The sequence below is a fragment of the Methylobacterium sp. ap11 genome, assembly GCF_900110515.1.
Taxonomy (GTDB): domain Bacteria; phylum Pseudomonadota; class Alphaproteobacteria; order Rhizobiales; family Beijerinckiaceae; genus Methylobacterium; species Methylobacterium ajmalii.
The window spans coordinates 133859-148219 of sequence record NZ_FOEB01000003.1 but is presented as its reverse complement, the minus strand read 5'-3'; the positions used below and the strand labels follow the sequence as shown (position 1 = coordinate 148219).

Sequence of the window (14361 nt, the reverse complement as noted above, 5' to 3'; positions counted from 1 at the left end):
TCGGTGATCTCCTGCGGCTCAGTGCGCGGTCTGGGGCCGGGTGCGGTCGTAGGCCGCCTCGACGGCGCTGCGGTCCGGCGCGTGGCCGGTCAGGCGCTCGACGATCGCGGTCGCGGCGTCGGCGGCCACCTCGCGCACGCTGCCCATGGCGGTGGCGGTGCGGCTGCGGATCTGGCCTTCGGCCTCGGCGAGCTTGGTCGCGAGGTCGGCCTCGAGGGACTTGCGGCGCGTTTCGGCCTCGGAGGCGAGCTGCTCGCGGGTCGCCTGGGCGATGCCCTTGGCCTTGTCCTGGGCGTCCTTGAGGGCGCGCTCGTAGGTGTCGCGGGCGCCGTCGGCCTCGGACTTGGCGCGGGCGGCCTGGTCGAGGTCGCCGGAGAGGCGGGCCTGCCGGTCGTGCAGGATGCCGGCGATCTGCGGCAGGGCGATCTTCGACATCAGGTAGTAGAGCAGGCCGAACGAGAGCGCGAGCCAGAGGGTCTGCGCGACGAACGTGCTGCTCTCGAACGGCGGGAAGCCGCCGCCATGCTCGGAGGCCGGCACTTGAATCATCCCCTCGGTGTTGGGAGCGGGTGCATGTGGCTGCGCCATGGTGTCGTCCGGGTGTGGGGGAGACGAAGCGCTCCCGCCGAGCGCTCGGCCGGGCCGGCCGTCGCGCCGCCACACCTTGAGCAGGGGCGGCGGCTGCACGAAATTGTCCGAGGCAGTCCTTCCATCACGCGCGCGCACCGGAGCCTCGTGTGAAGCCCGGTGCGCGGGTGGACCACCTCTTGGAGGGTAATCCTCGCCGGATTAGACGGCGAACAGCAGCAGCAGCGCAACGAGCAGCGAGAAGATGCCCAGCGCCTCGGTCAGCGCGAAGCCGAGGAGCAGGTTGGCGCGCTGGCCGTCGGCCGCGGAGGGGTTGCGCAGGGCGCCGGCGAAGAACTGGCCGAACAGGTTGCCGAGGCCCATGGCGGCGCCCGCCATGCCGAGGCAGGCGAGGCCGGCGCCGATGTACTTCGCAGCAACGGGATCCATCGTGATGCTCCTAAGGTCGTCTAGTCGTCTGGCGGGTGGTATCCGGCCGCGACACGGCGAACCGGGGTGGGAAGCTCGGGGGTTGCAGGTCCGGGGGGCGAGGCCTCGCGCGGAGGCCTCGTGCCATTAGTGGCCCGGATGCAGGGCGTCGCTGAGGTAGATCGAGGTCAGCGTCGCGAAGACGTAGGCCTGCAGCACCGCGACCAGCATCTCCAGCGCGGTGACCGCGACCGAGAGGGCGAGGGGCAGGGGCGAGAGGATGCCCCAGACGCCGGCGGCGAGCAGGGCCGGGACGAAGCCCGCGAAGATCTTCAGCGCGATGTGGCCCGCCAGCATGTTGGCGAACAGACGCACCGAGAGGCTGATCGGGCGGGAGATGAACGACACGACCTCGATCACCACGATCAAGGGCTTGAGCCAGCCGGGCACGCCGGGGGGCACGAACAGGCCGAGGAAGTGGGTGCCGTGGGCCATGAAGCCGTAGATCACCACGGTGAGGATCACCACCAGCGCCAGCATGAAGGTGACGATGATGTGGCTGGTCACCGCGAAGGCGTAGGGGATCATCCCGAACAGGTTCAGCAGCAGCACGAACATGAACAGGGAGAAGACCAGCGGCACGAAGCGCTCGCTGCCGTGGCCGGCCGACTGGTGCACGGTCTGGCCGATGAACTCGTAGAACACCTCGGCCAGGGACTGCGCCCGGCCCGGCACCACCGCGCGGCTCTTCGTCGCCCAGATCGTCAGCAGGGCGATGAGCCCCACCGCCAGGAACATGTACAGCGCCGACTGGGTGAAGGCGATGTTCTGGTGGCCGATATGCCCGAACGAAACCAGCGGCTTCAGCTCGAACTGGTGGATCGGATCCATCTTGACGGCCATGCCGGTCCCGCCCCCTCGTGTATCGCTGCCGCGGGCTTGTCCCGCCGCGCTGCCAATCCGTGCAGGCGGATGCACGGCATCCACCGGATGATCAAGACCCTGGCGGGCCTTTCTTCGTGTCCGCGACCGGAAAAAATCCGGAAACGCGCATCACGTTGTAGATTCCGGCTCCGAAGCCCAGGACGAGCAGGACGATCAGGCCCCAGGGCTTGGTGCCCAGGAGACGATCGCAGCCCCAGCCGAGGAGGCCGCCCGCCAGGACGCCGGCCACGAATTCCGTGGACAGCCGCATGGCGACGCCGAGGGACGAGGGCTGGCCGCGGTCGTGACGCGACGAAGGATCGGGAGCCGCCGCGGGGCGCTTCCGGTCGATCTGCATCTCGAGACGCTTGAGCCTCGCGGAGAGGTCGTCGTCGGGGGAGGAGCCCTCACCGGTACCATCCTTCCCCCGCGGGTCGTTGCCGTTCATGGCGAAACCTCGCGCGTGAAGAGATGAGGAGATCCGGTCCGGCTACCCCCGTCGAGCGGGCGCACCATAGTTTCGCCCACCTTGGGAGTCAAGGCGCCCGGGACCGACGTTAAGTCATTGGACTTTCGGTGTATTTTGCACCGCGCGCATGGCCCCCGTCAAACCGCCTCGGCCAGCCGCTCGGCGGTCGCGAGATCGACCGAGACGAGCTGCGACACGCCCCGTTCGACCATGGTCACGCCGAACAGCCGGTCCATCCGCGCCATGGTGATCGGGTTGTGGGTGATGACGATGAAGCGGGTGTCGGTGTCGCGCGCCATCGCGGCCAGAAGGTCGCAGTAGCGCTCGACGTTGGCGTCGTCGAGGGGCGCGTCGACCTCGTCGAGGACGCAGACCGGCGACGGGTTGGTGAGGAACACCGCGAAGATCAGGGCGGTCGCCGTCAGGGCCTGCTCGCCGCCCGAGAGCAGCGTCATCGTCTGGGGCTTCTTGCCCGGCGGCCGGGCCAGGATGTCGAGGCCCGCCTCCAGGGGATCGTCGGAATCGACCAGCGTCAGCTCGGCGGTGCCGCCGTTGAACAGCGTCGTGAACAGGCGCTCGAAATGCCCGTTCACCGCCGTGAAGGCGGCGAGCAGGCGCTCGCGCCCCTCGCGGTTGAGGCTCTGGATCGCGCCGCGCAGCCGCCGGATCGCCTCGATCAGCTCGTCGCGCTCGCGCCCCAGCTCGTCGCGCCGTCCTTCCGTCTCGCGCAGCTCCTCCTCGGCCCGCAGGTTCACGGCGCCGAGCCGGTCGCGGTCGGCCTTGAAGGCGGAGAGCCTGCCCTCGACCGTCGCGGGTTCCGGCAGGGGATCGCCCGGGGTCGCGCCGGCGAGGCCGTACAGGCCCTCGGGGGTGGTCTCGAGCCCGTCGGCGATGGCCCGCACCACCTCGGCGAGGCGGCGCGTCAGGGCCTCGTGGGCGGCCGCCGCCGCGCCCCGCGCCTCGCGGGCCCCCGCGAAGGCGTCGAGGGCCCGGCGCGCCCGCGCCTCGGCCTCGGCGAGGGTCGTCTCCCCGGCGGCCAGGCGCTCGCCCGCTTGCCCACGGGCCACCTGCGCGGCCTCGGTGGCCCGGGTGAGCCGGCGGCGCTCCTCGGCGAAGGTTTCCGGCGCTTCCGCCAGCTCCTCCTGCTCCTCCTCGGCGGCGCTCAGCCGTTCGTCCAGCTCGTCGAGGATCGCCTCGGCCCGCTCGGCCCGCTCCTGCCAGCGCACCCGGTCGGCCGCCAGCGCCGCGCGGCGGGCGGCCGCCTCCTCGGCGGCGCGGGCGAGCGACAGGCGGGCGGCGCGCGCCTCGGCGGCGGCGCGGCGGCGCTCCTCCGCCTCGCAGCGGGCTTCTTCCAGTCGGGCGGCAAGATCGTCCGGCTCGTCGAGGGCGGCGAGCGCTTCCTCGGCGGCCTCGACCCGGGCCGCCGCCTCCTCGGCGTCGAGGGCGATGCGGCCCTCCGCCTCGGCCAGCGCCCTGCGACGGGCGCCGGCTTCGGCCTCCCGGCGCTCGGCCTGAGCCAGGGTCTCGCGGGCGCCGTCGAGGGTGCGCCGGGCGAGCCGCGCTCCGTCGGCCGCCCGGGCCTCGGCGGCGCTCGCCTCCTGCACCCGCGCCTGGAGCGCGTCGTGCGTCTCGCGCGCAGTCTCCGCCGCCTCGCGGGCGAGGGCCGCGGCCTCGGTCAGCGCCTCCAGGCGGTTGCGCTCGGACAGGCGTCGCGCCGCCGGCCGCGGGGCCTCCGCGGCGGCTTTCAGCCCGTCCCAGCGCCAGAGGTCGCCCTGACGGGTGACGAGGCGCTGGCCGGGGCCGAGCGCGTCGCGCAGGGAGGCGGCCTCCTCCCGCGTCACCACGCCGACCTGGCGCAGGCGGCGCGTCAGCGCCGGCGGTCCGGCGACGAACGCCAGCAGCGGCCGCGCTCCCCCCGGCAGGGGGGCGTCGGTCCCGGGATCGGGCGGCTCGGCCCAGTGGGTCGGTGCCTCGGGGTCGGTGGCGGCGTCGAGGTCGTCGCCGAGCGCCGCCGCCAGGGCGGCCTCGTAGCCCGGCTCCACCGCCAGGGCGTCGAGGACCGGCGGGAAGCGCGCCTCCGCGGCCGGCGCCACCAGCCGGGCGAGGGTGCGGGCCTCGGTGTCGAGCCGTGCCGCCTCGCGCTCCGCCGCCGCCAGGACCGGCCGGCCCCGGCTCTCGGCGTCCCGAGCCCCGGCCACGGCGTCGCGGGCGGAGGTCGCCGCTTCCTCGGCGCCCTCGGCCACCTCCCTCGCCTCGTCGAACAGCGCCCGCAGGGCGGCGAGCCGTTCGGTCTCGGCATCGCCGGCCGCCGCGGCCTCTCGGGCGAGCCGCGCGCGCTCCGTCGCCAGGCGTCCGGCCCGGGCGCGCTCCTCGGTCGCCGCCCGCATCAGGGCGCCGCGCCGCGCCGTGTGCTCGGCTTGCGCGCCTTGCGCGGCCGACAGCGCCGCCTCGGCGCCCGCGAGGCGCGCGTCGGCCTCGGCGGCGAGCGCGTCGGCCTCCGCCCGTGCCGCCTCGCCGTCGTCGGCCGCAGCCAGGGCGGCGGCCTCGCGATCGAGGCGTTCCAGCGTCGCCCGTGCGTCGTCCCGGGAGGCGGCTTCGCGGGCGAGGTCGCGGCGCAGGTCGGCGATCCGGCGGGCGAGGTCGCGCAGGCGCTCGGCGCCGCGGCGCTCCTGCGCCTCCAGCTCGGCCGCGGCCAGCACCAGACGCTGCAGCGCGGCCGCCGCCTCGGCTTCCGCCTCGCGCAGCCGCGGCAGCGCGGCGGCCGCGAGCCCCTGCGCGGTGGCCGATTCGACCTGCTCGGTCTCGGCTCGCGCCAGCTGCGCCAGGGCCGCGGCCAGGGCGGCTTCGGCGGCCAGGGATTCCCGGCGGGCGCCCGCATGGGCGATGAGGAGCAGCAGGGCCTCGTGCCGGCGGATCTCGCCGGCGATCGCCCGGTAGCGCTGGGCCGAGCGGGCCTGGCGGCGCAGCGAATCGACCCCGGCGGTGATCGCCGTCAGCACGTCCTCGACGCGCGACAGGTTCTCCTCCGCCCCGCGCAGGCGCAGCTCGGCCTCGTGCCGGCGGGCATGCAGGCCGCCGATGCCGGCGGCATCCTCCAGGATGCGGCGGCGCGCCTGGGGCTTGGCGGCGATCAGCTCGGCCACCTGGCCCTGGCGCACCATGGCGGGGGAGCGCGCGCCGGTCGCTGCGTCGGCGAACATCAGCTGCACGTCGCGGGCCCGGACCTCGCGGCCGTTGACGCGATAAGTCGAGCCGGCGCCCCGGTCGATCCGGCGCGACACCTCCAGGGCGTCGGCGGCGTTGAAGGCGGCGGGCGCCGTGCGGGCGCTGTTGTCGAGCGCCAGCGTCACTTCGGCGTGCGAGCGGCCGGCGCGCCCCCCGGAGCCGGAGAAGATCACGTCGTCCATGCCGGAGGCCCGCATGCTCTTGTGCGAGCTCTCGCCCATCACCCAGCGCAGGGCCTCGACGAGGTTCGACTTGCCGCAGCCGTTCGGGCCGATCACCCCGGTCAGCCCGGGCTCGATCAGGAACTCGCTCGGCTCGACGAAGGTCTTGAAGCCGACGATGCGCAGGCGCGTGAATTTCATGGGTGGCGCGGTGCGCGGGGTCTGCGTTTGCCTCCCCACAAGGGGCAGGGCTGTCCGGGGAAAAACGGGCGCGGGATTTTCCCTCCCCCCTCTGCGGGGGAGGGTGGCGAGTGGAGCGAGCTGGGAGAGGGGACGCCGCTTCCGGAGAAGTCGCGCGCTTCGTGACGGGCGCCCCCTGAATCAGCGTCGCGCTGCCCCTCTCCCGCCCGGCGCACGAGTGCTCCGCACTCGCAGCCGGGCACCCTCCCCCGCAGAGGGGGGAGGGGGAGGCCCGCGCCATTCCTTTCTCCGGACAGCCCGCCTCTTGCCGTTACGCCCCCACGATCGGCTTGATCACCTTCTCCATGCCGTCGATCGTCATCTCGCCCTGGTACTTCTGGCCGTTGATGAAGAAGGTCGGCGTGGCGTTGACCTTGAAGGTGGTCATCGCCTTCTCCTTCACGGCGTTGACCGCGTCGTAGAGCGTCTGGTCCTTCAGGGTCGCCTCGAACTTCTCCTTCGAGAAGCCGGCCTGGCGCATCATCTGCTCGAGGGCGTCGAGGGGCTTGGGCACGAAGGCCCAGTTCGCCTGCTGGTCGAACAGCATGTCGGTGATCGGGTAGTAGCGCGCCGCGTTGTCGGCCCGGGCCAGCATGAAGGCCGCGGTGGCGAGCGGATCGAGGGGGAACTCGCGCAGGGTGAAGCGGACCTTGCCGGTATCGACCCAGCGCTCCTTGAGCGCCGGCCAGGTGGACTTGTGGAACGCGGCGCAGTGCGAGCAGGTCATCGAGGCGTACTCGATGATCGTGCAGCGGGCATTGTCCGGCCCGAGCCAGACGTCGCCGAGGGGGCCGGGCTGCATCAGGCCGTCGACCGCCGGGCCCTGGGCCAGGGCGGAGAGCGGCAGGGCGGGGGCGAGCAGCGCCGCGCCGAGGGCCGAGCCGGTGAGTGTCAGGGCCTCGCGACGGGTGAGCATGGCAGGCGTCCTCGTAAGGCGGGTGCGGAAGGGTCCGCGGTCGTCAGTGCGGTAGAATCCCGGCCGCCTCGTGGCAAGCGGCCGGCGCATCAACTTCCTTTGTGCCATCGCGTGCCGCGCCGGCGTCCGGCAAACGGGTGCCGGCGCCCGGTCGGGCTCGCCCCGGGGCCCGCGGTCCCGACGGAGGCGCGCGTCAGCGCGGGCGCTGCGCGCCCAGCACCGCGAGGCCGAGGCGGTCGAGGGCGTCGCGGAGCGCCGCCTCGCCCACGCTCGACACCGCGAGCGCCACCTCGCCGCGGCGCACCGGGTCGAGGGGCGGGGGCGCGGCCTTGCGGCGCTGGGCCTGGGCGACCCGGTCCTGGCGCATGCGGATCTTGCCGACGCAGGCCCAGCCGTAATGGCGGTTGATGCGCTCGATCACCAGCGGCCCGAGGTGCTGCAGTTCGAGGGCGAAGGCGCCCTCGACCCGCACCGTCAGGGTGCCGGGCTCCGGCCGCTGCTCGCGCGAGGCCCCGCGCCGGCGCGACCATTCGAGCTTTTCCGGCTGGCAGGCCCGGGCCAGCCGCTCGCCGACGATCTCGCCCCAGGAGGCCAGGATGTCGGTCGAGGCAAAGCCCTGGGCCGCGAAGACGGGGCCGAGGGACCGCTCGATCAGCTCGCTCAAGGGTTTGGGCCGCGCCATCGCCCGTCCGTCCTGCAAGGTCGCCGTATCCGGCATGAAGCCCCGACCGATAGGGTTTTCGTGTGAGGGAACTCTTAACCCTCGGGCCCTCGGCCGCCAGGGCGGTCGTTCGGCGATCGCTCCCGAAAACCCGCTCCCGCCGCGGCCGAAAACCCGCTAAGGCGGGCCGCATGGTAGCGCCCGCCGCGTCGCACTCAAGGCCGGAAGCCGCCGACCTCCTGGTCTGGTACGACCGCCATCGCCGCGTGCTGCCCTGGCGCGCGCTGCCCGGCGTCGCGCCCGATCCGTACCGGGTCTGGCTGTCCGAGATCATGCTGCAGCAGACCACCGTCGCTGCGGTGAAGCCCTATTTCGCCCGCTTCCTGGAGCGCTTCCCCACCGTCGCGGCCCTGGCGGCGGCGCCGGAGGAGGCGGTGATGGGGGCCTGGGCGGGCCTCGGCTACTATTCCCGCGCCCGCAACCTGCATGCCTGCGCGAAGGCGGTGGCGGAGGCCGGCGGCTTTCCCGACACGGTCGACGGCCTGAGGAAGCTGCCCGGCATCGGCGCCTACACGGCCGGCGCCATCGCGGCGATCGCCTTCGACCGGCCGGCCGCGGCGGTGGACGGCAACGTCGAGCGGGTGGTGTCGCGCCTCTACGCGATCGAGACGCCGATCCCGGCGGCGCGGGCGGAGATCCGCCGCCTCGCGGAAAGCCTGGTGCCGCAGCGGCGCCCCGGCGATTTCGCCCAAGCCGTGATGGATCTCGGCGCCACGCTCTGCACCCCGAAGCGCCCGGCCTGCGCGCTCTGCCCCTGGATGCGGCCCTGCCGCGCCCGGGCCGAGGGCCTGCAGGAGACCTTTCCGCGCAAGGTGAAGAAGGTGGCGGGCGCGCTGCGGCGCGGCGCCGCCTTCGTGGTGCTGCGGGCCGGCGACGAGGCGGTGCTGCTGCGCACCCGCCCGCCGGAGGGCCTGCTCGGGTCGATGGCCGAGCCGCCGACGAGCGAGTGGCGGGCCGATTACGACCCGGCCCAGGCGCTGCTCGACGCGCCCCTCGATGCGCGCTGGAAGCGGCTGCCCGGCATCGTGCGCCACGTCTTCACGCATTTTCCGCTCGAACTGACGGTCTTCCTCGCCCGGGTCGCCCCCGGCACGCCGGCGCCCGACGGCATGCGCTTCACGCCGCGGGCCGGCCTCGAGGCCGAGCCGCTGCCCGGCGCGATGAAGAAGGTGCTGGCCCACGCCCTGGAGCAGAAGCTCGCCGCCCCCCCGCCCGCCCCGGTGCCCGCGCCGGAGCCCGACCTCGCGACGCTCCCCGAGCCCGAGCCGCCGCCGCGTCGCGCGCCCCTGCCGAAGACGCTGTCGCGCCGCCCGGCCGCGGCGGCGCCGGTGGTGAAGACGACCCCCGGGCGGGGACGGCCGAAGCTGCGCTGAGCGGGACCGGCCCGCGACCGCGCGCGGCGGACGCCGCTTGTTTCCGGGCCGCCGGCACCGCCCTGTCCATCGTCACGGATTGCCGGTCGCGACGGGCAGCGCGCGGCCCTCCGAAAGCCGTGCGGTTCACGCCCCGGCCGTCAGCCAGTTCCTGAAGCGGCGCGCGAAGTCGTTGGCGGCGCGGTCGTACAGGTCGTCCATGCCGCCGGCGGTCAGGGCGCCGTCGACCACCACGCCGAGCACGCCCTGGCCCGCCGGTTGGATGCCCTGGTCGCCGCTATAGGTGGTCAGGACCGCGCCGGTCCGGGCATCGACGATCTCGATGTTGGCGCGGATGGTCGGGGCGCCACCGGCGAGGATGCGTCGCGCCGCGGACGGGATGTCGACCCGGACCAGGGTGACGACGAGCCGGACCGGGCGGGCGCCCTCGGGCCGGGCGGCCAGAGCCCGCTCCAGGGCTGCCTTCAGGCGTCGCGCCGCCAGGTCGCGGATGAAGCCCTGTGCCTCCGGCGTCCGTACCAGCGCCGGGTCGGTGAGCGAGAGGTTGCGGCCGCGCAGGTACTCGTCCTCCGCCGACGTCCAGTCGATCGCCGCGCCGGTGCTCCGCACCTCGATCGCGGCGAAGCGCAGGTTCGCCGTGTCGGCCAGCGACAGGCGGTTGGGGGCGACGGTGTTGCACGCCGCCACGCACAGGCTCGCCAGCACGGCGAGCATCCACGACCATCGACCCCAAGACCACCGACCCCAAGACCATCGACCCATCGTCGGACCCTTCCCCTCCCTGCGCCGCCCGTGCGGTCGCGGAGAACGGGAAGTGTCTGACGATGGGTCAACCGGCAAGGGAAGTGTTTCGGTTCCGTGACTGGCGTGGAGGCCCGTGGCCGCGGGGCCACAGGCTGGTCGGTCAGGCGGCCGAGCCCATCCCGGCCCGCATGGTGCCGCGGAAGTCGTCGATGCAGACGAGGCGCCCGCCGCGCTCGGCGTGCCAGAAGGTCCAGCCGTTGCAGGCCGGCAGGCCCTGGACCAGGGCGCCGATCTTGTGGATCGAGCCCGAGGCCGGGCCGACGCCGAGCGTGCCGTCGGGGCGCACCAGCGCCTTGTGGCGGCGGCGCTCGTCGGTGAGCGTCTCGCCGGCCCGGACGTGGCCGGCTTCCAGCAGGCTCAGGAAGGGCACCCGCGGCTCGGCGCGCTTCGTCGGCGCGGTGAGGAGGGCGGCGCGCGACAGGGGCTCGATGCCGGCGATGCGCTCGCGCGCCGCCGCCGCGTAGGCCGGCTCCTGCTCGATGCCGATGAAGTGGCGGCCGAGCCGCTTGGCCACCGCACCGGTGGTGCCGGTACCGAAGAACGGGTCGAGCACCACGTCGCCGGGGTTCGACGACGACAGGATGGTGCGGGCGAGCAGCGCCTCGGGCTTCTGGGTCGGGTGCAATTTGCGCCCGTCGTCGCCCTTCAGGCGCTCGTCGCCGGTGCAGAGCGGGATGAACCAGTCCGAGCGCATCTGGACGTCGTCGTTGCCGCCCTTCAGCGCCTCGTAGTGGAAGGTGTAGCCCTTCTGGTCGCTGCGCGAGGCCCAGATCAGGGTCTCGTGGGCGTTGGTGAAGCGCTTGCCGCGGAAATTCGGCATCGGGTTGGCCTTGCGCCATACGATGTCGTTGAGGATCCAGAAACCAAGATCCTGCAAGGCGCTGCCGACGCGGAAGATGTTGTGGTAGGACCCGATCACCCAGAGGGTCGCGGTCGGCTTCATCACCCGGCGGCAGGCCGAGAGCCAGGCGCGGGTGAAAGTGTCGTAGGCCTCGAAGCTCGAGAACTGGTCCCAGTCGTCGTCGACGGCGTCGACGGTGCTCTGGTCCGGGCGCAAAAGGGCGCCGGTTCCGAGCTGGAGGTTGTAGGGCGGGTCGGCGAAGACCAGGTCGACGCTCGCCGGCGGCAGCCGGTCGAGGGCGGTGAGGCAATCCCCGAGGATGACTTCGTCCAGGGGAAGGCGCTGTGCGGGGGTAACGAGACCCATCCGCGGCGCCGACACCACTCGCCCGGTACGCGAGACTTGATTCCGGGCGGCGGCGCCGGCGACCGCGGTACGCGGGGAAGCCATGGCAAACACCGGTTACGCGACTGACCACCAGACATTGCCGCCGCTACGGTAAAGGTCACGTTTCCCGCAGACATGAATTGCGTCTCGAAATGGGGCTGCATTTCTTGCCTAGTCGTCGGACGGACCCACTCATCCGTTAATGAAGCGCTACCGGCAGCGAGGATGGTTGCGGCCTCGTCGTTGTGCGCCGATGTCGGCCATTCATGTGACACCATCGGAGAAGGGCGAGGCTCCGCCTTCTCTTCTCCCCGCCCGCGGGCAGAGCGGGAGGCCGGCGCCATTTTTCCGGACAGCACCGCCCGGAGGGGTGCCTCGGCACCGCCGCAGCCGCCCGCGCCGCGCCGGCCCCGCTTCTTCCGAATGCTGAAAACCCGAGTGAAGCCGGCCGCGCCTGTCAGTCACCAGTAAGATTTCGCTCTCATGCATGACTTGAAAATCCAAAACTTAACGAAATGCAAGACATCGGCCGGGAATGCGGCATGATCTGCCGCAAATCGGGCGGTCATATTTTCGTCCTGTTTGGTCTCGATTGACGCTGTCATCAGTAACCACCTAGGACAGTGGAATGAACAGCGCCCAGCCTGCGCGTCGGTCGAACGCGGCCCGCATCGTGGCTTTCGCGGGGGGCTTAGCCCTCGCCGGATTCGGGAGCCTCGCGGGGGTGTCGACGGCGCAGGCCCAGAGCGGCAAGGCCTCCTGGTACGCGTCCGGCCACCGCACCGCGAGCGGCGAGCGGTTCAACCCCAACGGCCTCACGGCGGCGCATCGCAGCCTGCCCTTCGGCACCCGGGTGCGGGTCACCAACCAGTCCAACGGCCGCTCGGTGGTGGTGCGCATCAACGACCGCGGGCCCTTCGCGCATGGCCGAATCATCGATCTCGCCCGCGGCGCCGGCCGGGCCATCGGCATGAGCGGCGTCGCCCGCGTCGCCGTCGCGGTGGTGGACTGATCCGGTCCCCCGATCCGGGGTTCCGGCGTTGCCGTCGGGCCAAGCCTCCCCACATCAGGCTCCATCGTGCGAGCGGAGCGTGACGTGATGGCAAAGCCCCTGGTTGTCGTGATTCCCCACCAGCTCGGCCGGGCCGAGGCCCGCCGCCGGCTCGAGAACGGGATCGGCCAGGCCAAGGAGATGCTGCAGAAGGCGGGCCTCAGCATGGCCGACGCGACCTGGAGCGGCGACCGGCTCTCGTTCCTCGTCGCCGCCATGAACCAGCGCGTCGACGGCGACATCGACGTCGAGGACGATGCGGTGCGGGTCGAGGTGCGGATGCCGCTCCTGCTCTCGATCTTCGCCCACAAGATCCAGCAGATCGTCAGCCAGAACGGCGCCAAGCTGCTGACCAAGCAGTAGGCGGATCCGATCCGGCCCGGCCGCGACCCGGACGGTCGCGGCGAACCGGCCTCCCCGATCCCGGCCTTTCCCGGATCGGGGAGGCCGTCGCTTCTCGATCCGCCCGGAAGACGTGCCGTTCCCAGGGTGGAACCGCCGGCCGGGATGCGGCCCAAATCCCGGACCGTTCCGGCGAATGTCTCCCAAGGCCGCTGTGGACGGTTCCACGACGCCGCCTCGCCAAAAGGTGGAGGCTAAGCCGCCGCCGCGGCCCGAATCCATCGCTTTCCCCGCGGCGCGCCCGTGCCGCGGACGGAACGCCGTCCCGGCCCCGCACGGCATCGGCTCCCGGCGGTATCACCCTGTCCGGATGCCCTGAGGGTATCCGCTAGTTTTATCGATAGTCCTATGACATGAGTTTTGGCGCGCGGTCTATGCCAATGACATCACGCCGTCGGAACGGGCATTCCGCTCGTCAGCGATGATAGATCGATAAGATCGGGGCGATCATACCGGTGTTCTACACAAGGTAAAATCGCGCATGGACGCCGCCGAGGCGGCGCAGGCGATCCTCGAGCTCGATCTCGATGGGAAGATCGCCGCAGCCAATGCGCGTTTCCTGTCCGTCATGGGGTACGGACTGGAGGAGCTTCTCGGGCGGCATCACTCCCTCCTCGTCGACCACGCCGACCGCGAGAATCCCGCCTACACCCGGTTCTGGGAGGCGCTGCGCCGCGGCGAGCCCCAGCAGGGCGAGTTCCGGCGCCTCGGCAAGGGCGGCCGCGAGATCTGGATCCAGGCGACCTGCAACCCGGTGCGCGACGCCTCCGGCCGGGTGGCCAAGGCGGTCAAGTTCGCCACCGACATCACCCGGGCGGTGGCGGAGCGGCTGCGGCGGGCCGAGCTCCAGCGCGCCATCGACGTCGACCTCGACGGCATGGCCTCCTCGATCTCGCAGGCCTCCGAGCAGGCCGTCGGCGCGGCGAGCGCCGCCGAGCAGGCCTCGTGCAACACCCAGAACGTCGCGGCCGGCTCGGAGGAACTGGCGACCTCGGTCGGCGAGATCAGCCAGCAGGTCGGCCGGGCCCTCGAGGTGACCATGCGCGCCGTCGAGCAGGCGAACGTGACCTCGACGGTGGTGGCAGGGCTGGCCTCGGCCGCCCAGCGGATCGGCGCGGTCGTCGAGACGATCGACAAGATCGCCTCCCAGACCAACCTGCTTGCCCTCAACGCCACCATCGAGGCGGCCCGCGCCGGCCAGGCCGGCCGGGGCTTCGCGGTCGTCGCCGCCGAGGTGAAGGACCTGGCGACGCAGACCGCCAAGGCGATCGAGAGCATCGGCCGCCAGATCGCCGAGACCCAATCGGCCGCGAGCCAGGCCGCCGCGGCCATCGCGGGCATCGGCGCCACGGTGGGGCAGGTGAACGAGATCTCCTCGGCGATCTAGGAGCAGAGCGTCGTCGCCCAGGAGATGTCGGTCAACATGCAGGCGATGACCCAGGCGGTCTCCGAGATCAGCCGCAACATCACGCTGATCGCGAGCCATACCCGGGAGGTGGACCACTCCGCCCGCCAGGTGCGGGAATGCTCGCGGCGCATGGTCGGCTGACCCCCGCCCCGTCCGGCCCGAACGGGATCGGGGCGTGGAACCGGGGCCTCCCGGCCCGGTTTGGGTTCGACGCGAGAGAGGAGCGCCCGATGTCGAATCCCGGCCCGATTCCGGACCAGCCCTACGATCCCGTGCCGCCGACCCCCGGCCCCGATACGCCGAACCCCGGCGGGCCCGACGTGCCGAGCGAGGCCCCGGGCGAGCGGCCGGTCGAGATCCCGGTGAACGATCCCGGCAATTCCCCGGCGATCACCCCCGACCCGTCCCCGACCGGTCCGGCCAACCCGACGATGTAGCGAGCG

The 14361-nt window shown here is 72.7% G+C and carries 15 protein-coding genes; 6 read left to right on the top strand and 9 right to left on the bottom strand.

Annotation, left to right across the window (positions count from 1 at the left end):
• Positions 1 to 18: 18 nt before the first annotated feature.
• From BMX97_RS05260 to BMX97_RS05230, 7 genes are all read right to left on the bottom strand, one after another.
• Positions 19 to 588 (bottom strand): F0F1 ATP synthase subunit B family protein, encoded by a 570-nt coding sequence (locus BMX97_RS05260; protein ID WP_091746245.1) that lies wholly within the window; start codon positions 586 to 588, stop codon positions 19 to 21.
• Positions 589 to 789: 201 nt separating this feature from the next.
• Positions 790 to 1017, bottom strand: a complete 228-nt coding sequence (locus BMX97_RS05255; protein ID WP_048430690.1) for a F0F1 ATP synthase subunit C — start codon at positions 1015 to 1017, stop codon at positions 790 to 792.
• Between the two features lie 126 nt (positions 1018 to 1143).
• On the bottom strand, positions 1144 to 1899 hold the full coding sequence (locus BMX97_RS05250) for a F0F1 ATP synthase subunit A (protein WP_048430691.1): 756 nt from the start codon (positions 1897 to 1899) through the stop codon (positions 1144 to 1146).
• 91 nt (positions 1900 to 1990) lie between these two features.
• Positions 1991 to 2368 carry an AtpZ/AtpI family protein gene (locus BMX97_RS05245; protein ID WP_048430692.1) on the bottom strand — a complete coding sequence of 126 codons (378 nt, stop codon included), beginning with the start codon at positions 2366 to 2368 and terminating at the stop codon, positions 1991 to 1993.
• A 158-nt stretch (positions 2369 to 2526) separates the two neighbouring features.
• Positions 2527 to 5976 (bottom strand): chromosome segregation SMC family protein, encoded by a 3450-nt coding sequence (locus tag BMX97_RS05240; RefSeq protein WP_091746243.1) that lies wholly within the window; start codon positions 5974 to 5976, stop codon positions 2527 to 2529.
• Between the two features lie 310 nt (positions 5977 to 6286).
• Complete coding sequence (locus BMX97_RS05235) at positions 6287 to 6931, bottom strand: DsbA family protein (RefSeq protein ID WP_091746240.1); 645 nt, start codon at positions 6929 to 6931, stop codon at positions 6287 to 6289.
• A gap of 193 nt (positions 6932 to 7124) precedes the next feature.
• Entirely contained in the window at positions 7125 to 7613 is a 489-nt protein-coding gene (locus BMX97_RS05230; RefSeq protein WP_091746238.1) for a DUF721 domain-containing protein, read from the bottom strand.
• Between the two features lie 170 nt (positions 7614 to 7783).
• Between BMX97_RS05230 and mutY the strand changes: the two genes are divergently transcribed.
• Positions 7784 to 9025, top strand: coding sequence for an A/G-specific adenine glycosylase (mutY, locus tag BMX97_RS05225; protein ID WP_091746235.1), 1242 nt, complete (start codon positions 7784 to 7786; stop codon positions 9023 to 9025).
• 126 nt (positions 9026 to 9151) lie between these two features.
• Here the strand turns inward: mutY and BMX97_RS05220 are convergent, their stop codons facing one another.
• Positions 9152 to 9739 carry a hypothetical protein gene (locus tag BMX97_RS05220; RefSeq protein ID WP_091746232.1) on the bottom strand — a complete coding sequence of 196 codons (588 nt, stop codon included), beginning with the start codon at positions 9737 to 9739 and terminating at the stop codon, positions 9152 to 9154.
• Positions 9740 to 9929: 190 nt separating this feature from the next.
• Positions 9930 to 11120, bottom strand: a complete 1191-nt coding sequence (locus tag BMX97_RS05215) for a site-specific DNA-methyltransferase (protein ID WP_091746229.1) — start codon at positions 11118 to 11120, stop codon at positions 9930 to 9932.
• A gap of 610 nt (positions 11121 to 11730) precedes the next feature.
• Between BMX97_RS05215 and BMX97_RS05210 the strand changes: the two genes are divergently transcribed.
• The 5 genes from BMX97_RS05210 (at position 11731) to BMX97_RS05195 (ending at position 14355) form a co-directional block, all read left to right on the top strand.
• Positions 11731 to 12069 (top strand): septal ring lytic transglycosylase RlpA family protein, encoded by a 339-nt coding sequence (locus BMX97_RS05210; protein WP_348273113.1) that lies wholly within the window; start codon positions 11731 to 11733, stop codon positions 12067 to 12069.
• Between the two features lie 87 nt (positions 12070 to 12156).
• Positions 12157 to 12471, top strand: coding sequence for a polyhydroxyalkanoic acid system family protein (locus BMX97_RS05205; protein WP_091746223.1), 315 nt, complete (start codon positions 12157 to 12159; stop codon positions 12469 to 12471).
• A 520-nt stretch (positions 12472 to 12991) separates the two neighbouring features.
• Entirely contained in the window at positions 12992 to 13897 is a 906-nt protein-coding gene (locus BMX97_RS34145; protein WP_177202128.1) for a methyl-accepting chemotaxis protein, read from the top strand.
• A gap of 36 nt (positions 13898 to 13933) precedes the next feature.
• On the top strand, positions 13934 to 14059 hold the full coding sequence (locus BMX97_RS34140) for a hypothetical protein (protein ID WP_280142786.1): 126 nt from the start codon (positions 13934 to 13936) through the stop codon (positions 14057 to 14059).
• A gap of 89 nt (positions 14060 to 14148) precedes the next feature.
• Complete coding sequence (locus BMX97_RS05195) at positions 14149 to 14355, top strand: hypothetical protein (RefSeq protein WP_091746220.1); 207 nt, start codon at positions 14149 to 14151, stop codon at positions 14353 to 14355.
• Positions 14356 to 14361 lie beyond the last annotated feature (6 nt).

Excerpts from the sequence above, each read along its gene's own strand:
- BMX97_RS05250 (WP_048430691.1), bottom strand. The coding sequence starts at position 1,899 with ATGGCCGTCAAGATGGATCCGATCCACCAGTTCGAGCTGAAGCCGCTG.
- BMX97_RS05235 (WP_091746240.1), bottom strand. The coding sequence starts at position 6,931 with ATGCTCACCCGTCGCGAGGCCCTGACACTCACCGGCTCGGCCCTCGGC.
- BMX97_RS05230 (WP_091746238.1), bottom strand. The coding sequence starts at position 7,613 with ATGGCGCGGCCCAAACCCTTGAGCGAGCTGATCGAGCGGTCCCTCGGC.
- BMX97_RS34140 (WP_280142786.1), top strand. The coding sequence starts at position 13,934 with ATGCAGGCGATGACCCAGGCGGTCTCCGAGATCAGCCGCAACATCACG.
- BMX97_RS05195 (WP_091746220.1), top strand. The coding sequence starts at position 14,149 with ATGTCGAATCCCGGCCCGATTCCGGACCAGCCCTACGATCCCGTGCCG.
- BMX97_RS05255 (WP_048430690.1), bottom strand. The coding sequence starts at position 1,017 with ATGGATCCCGTTGCTGCGAAGTACATCGGCGCCGGCCTCGCCTGCCTC.
- BMX97_RS05240 (WP_091746243.1), bottom strand. The coding sequence starts at position 5,976 with ATGAAATTCACGCGCCTGCGCATCGTCGGCTTCAAGACCTTCGTCGAG.
- mutY (WP_091746235.1), top strand. The coding sequence starts at position 7,784 with ATGGTAGCGCCCGCCGCGTCGCACTCAAGGCCGGAAGCCGCCGACCTC.
- BMX97_RS34145 (WP_177202128.1), top strand. The coding sequence starts at position 12,992 with ATGGACGCCGCCGAGGCGGCGCAGGCGATCCTCGAGCTCGATCTCGAT.
- BMX97_RS05205 (WP_091746223.1), top strand. The coding sequence starts at position 12,157 with ATGGCAAAGCCCCTGGTTGTCGTGATTCCCCACCAGCTCGGCCGGGCC.
- BMX97_RS05220 (WP_091746232.1), bottom strand. The coding sequence starts at position 9,739 with ATGCTCGCCGTGCTGGCGAGCCTGTGCGTGGCGGCGTGCAACACCGTC.
- BMX97_RS05245 (WP_048430692.1), bottom strand. The coding sequence starts at position 2,368 with ATGAACGGCAACGACCCGCGGGGGAAGGATGGTACCGGTGAGGGCTCC.
- BMX97_RS05260 (WP_091746245.1), bottom strand. The coding sequence starts at position 588 with ATGGCGCAGCCACATGCACCCGCTCCCAACACCGAGGGGATGATTCAA.
- BMX97_RS05215 (WP_091746229.1), bottom strand. The coding sequence starts at position 11,120 with ATGGCTTCCCCGCGTACCGCGGTCGCCGGCGCCGCCGCCCGGAATCAA.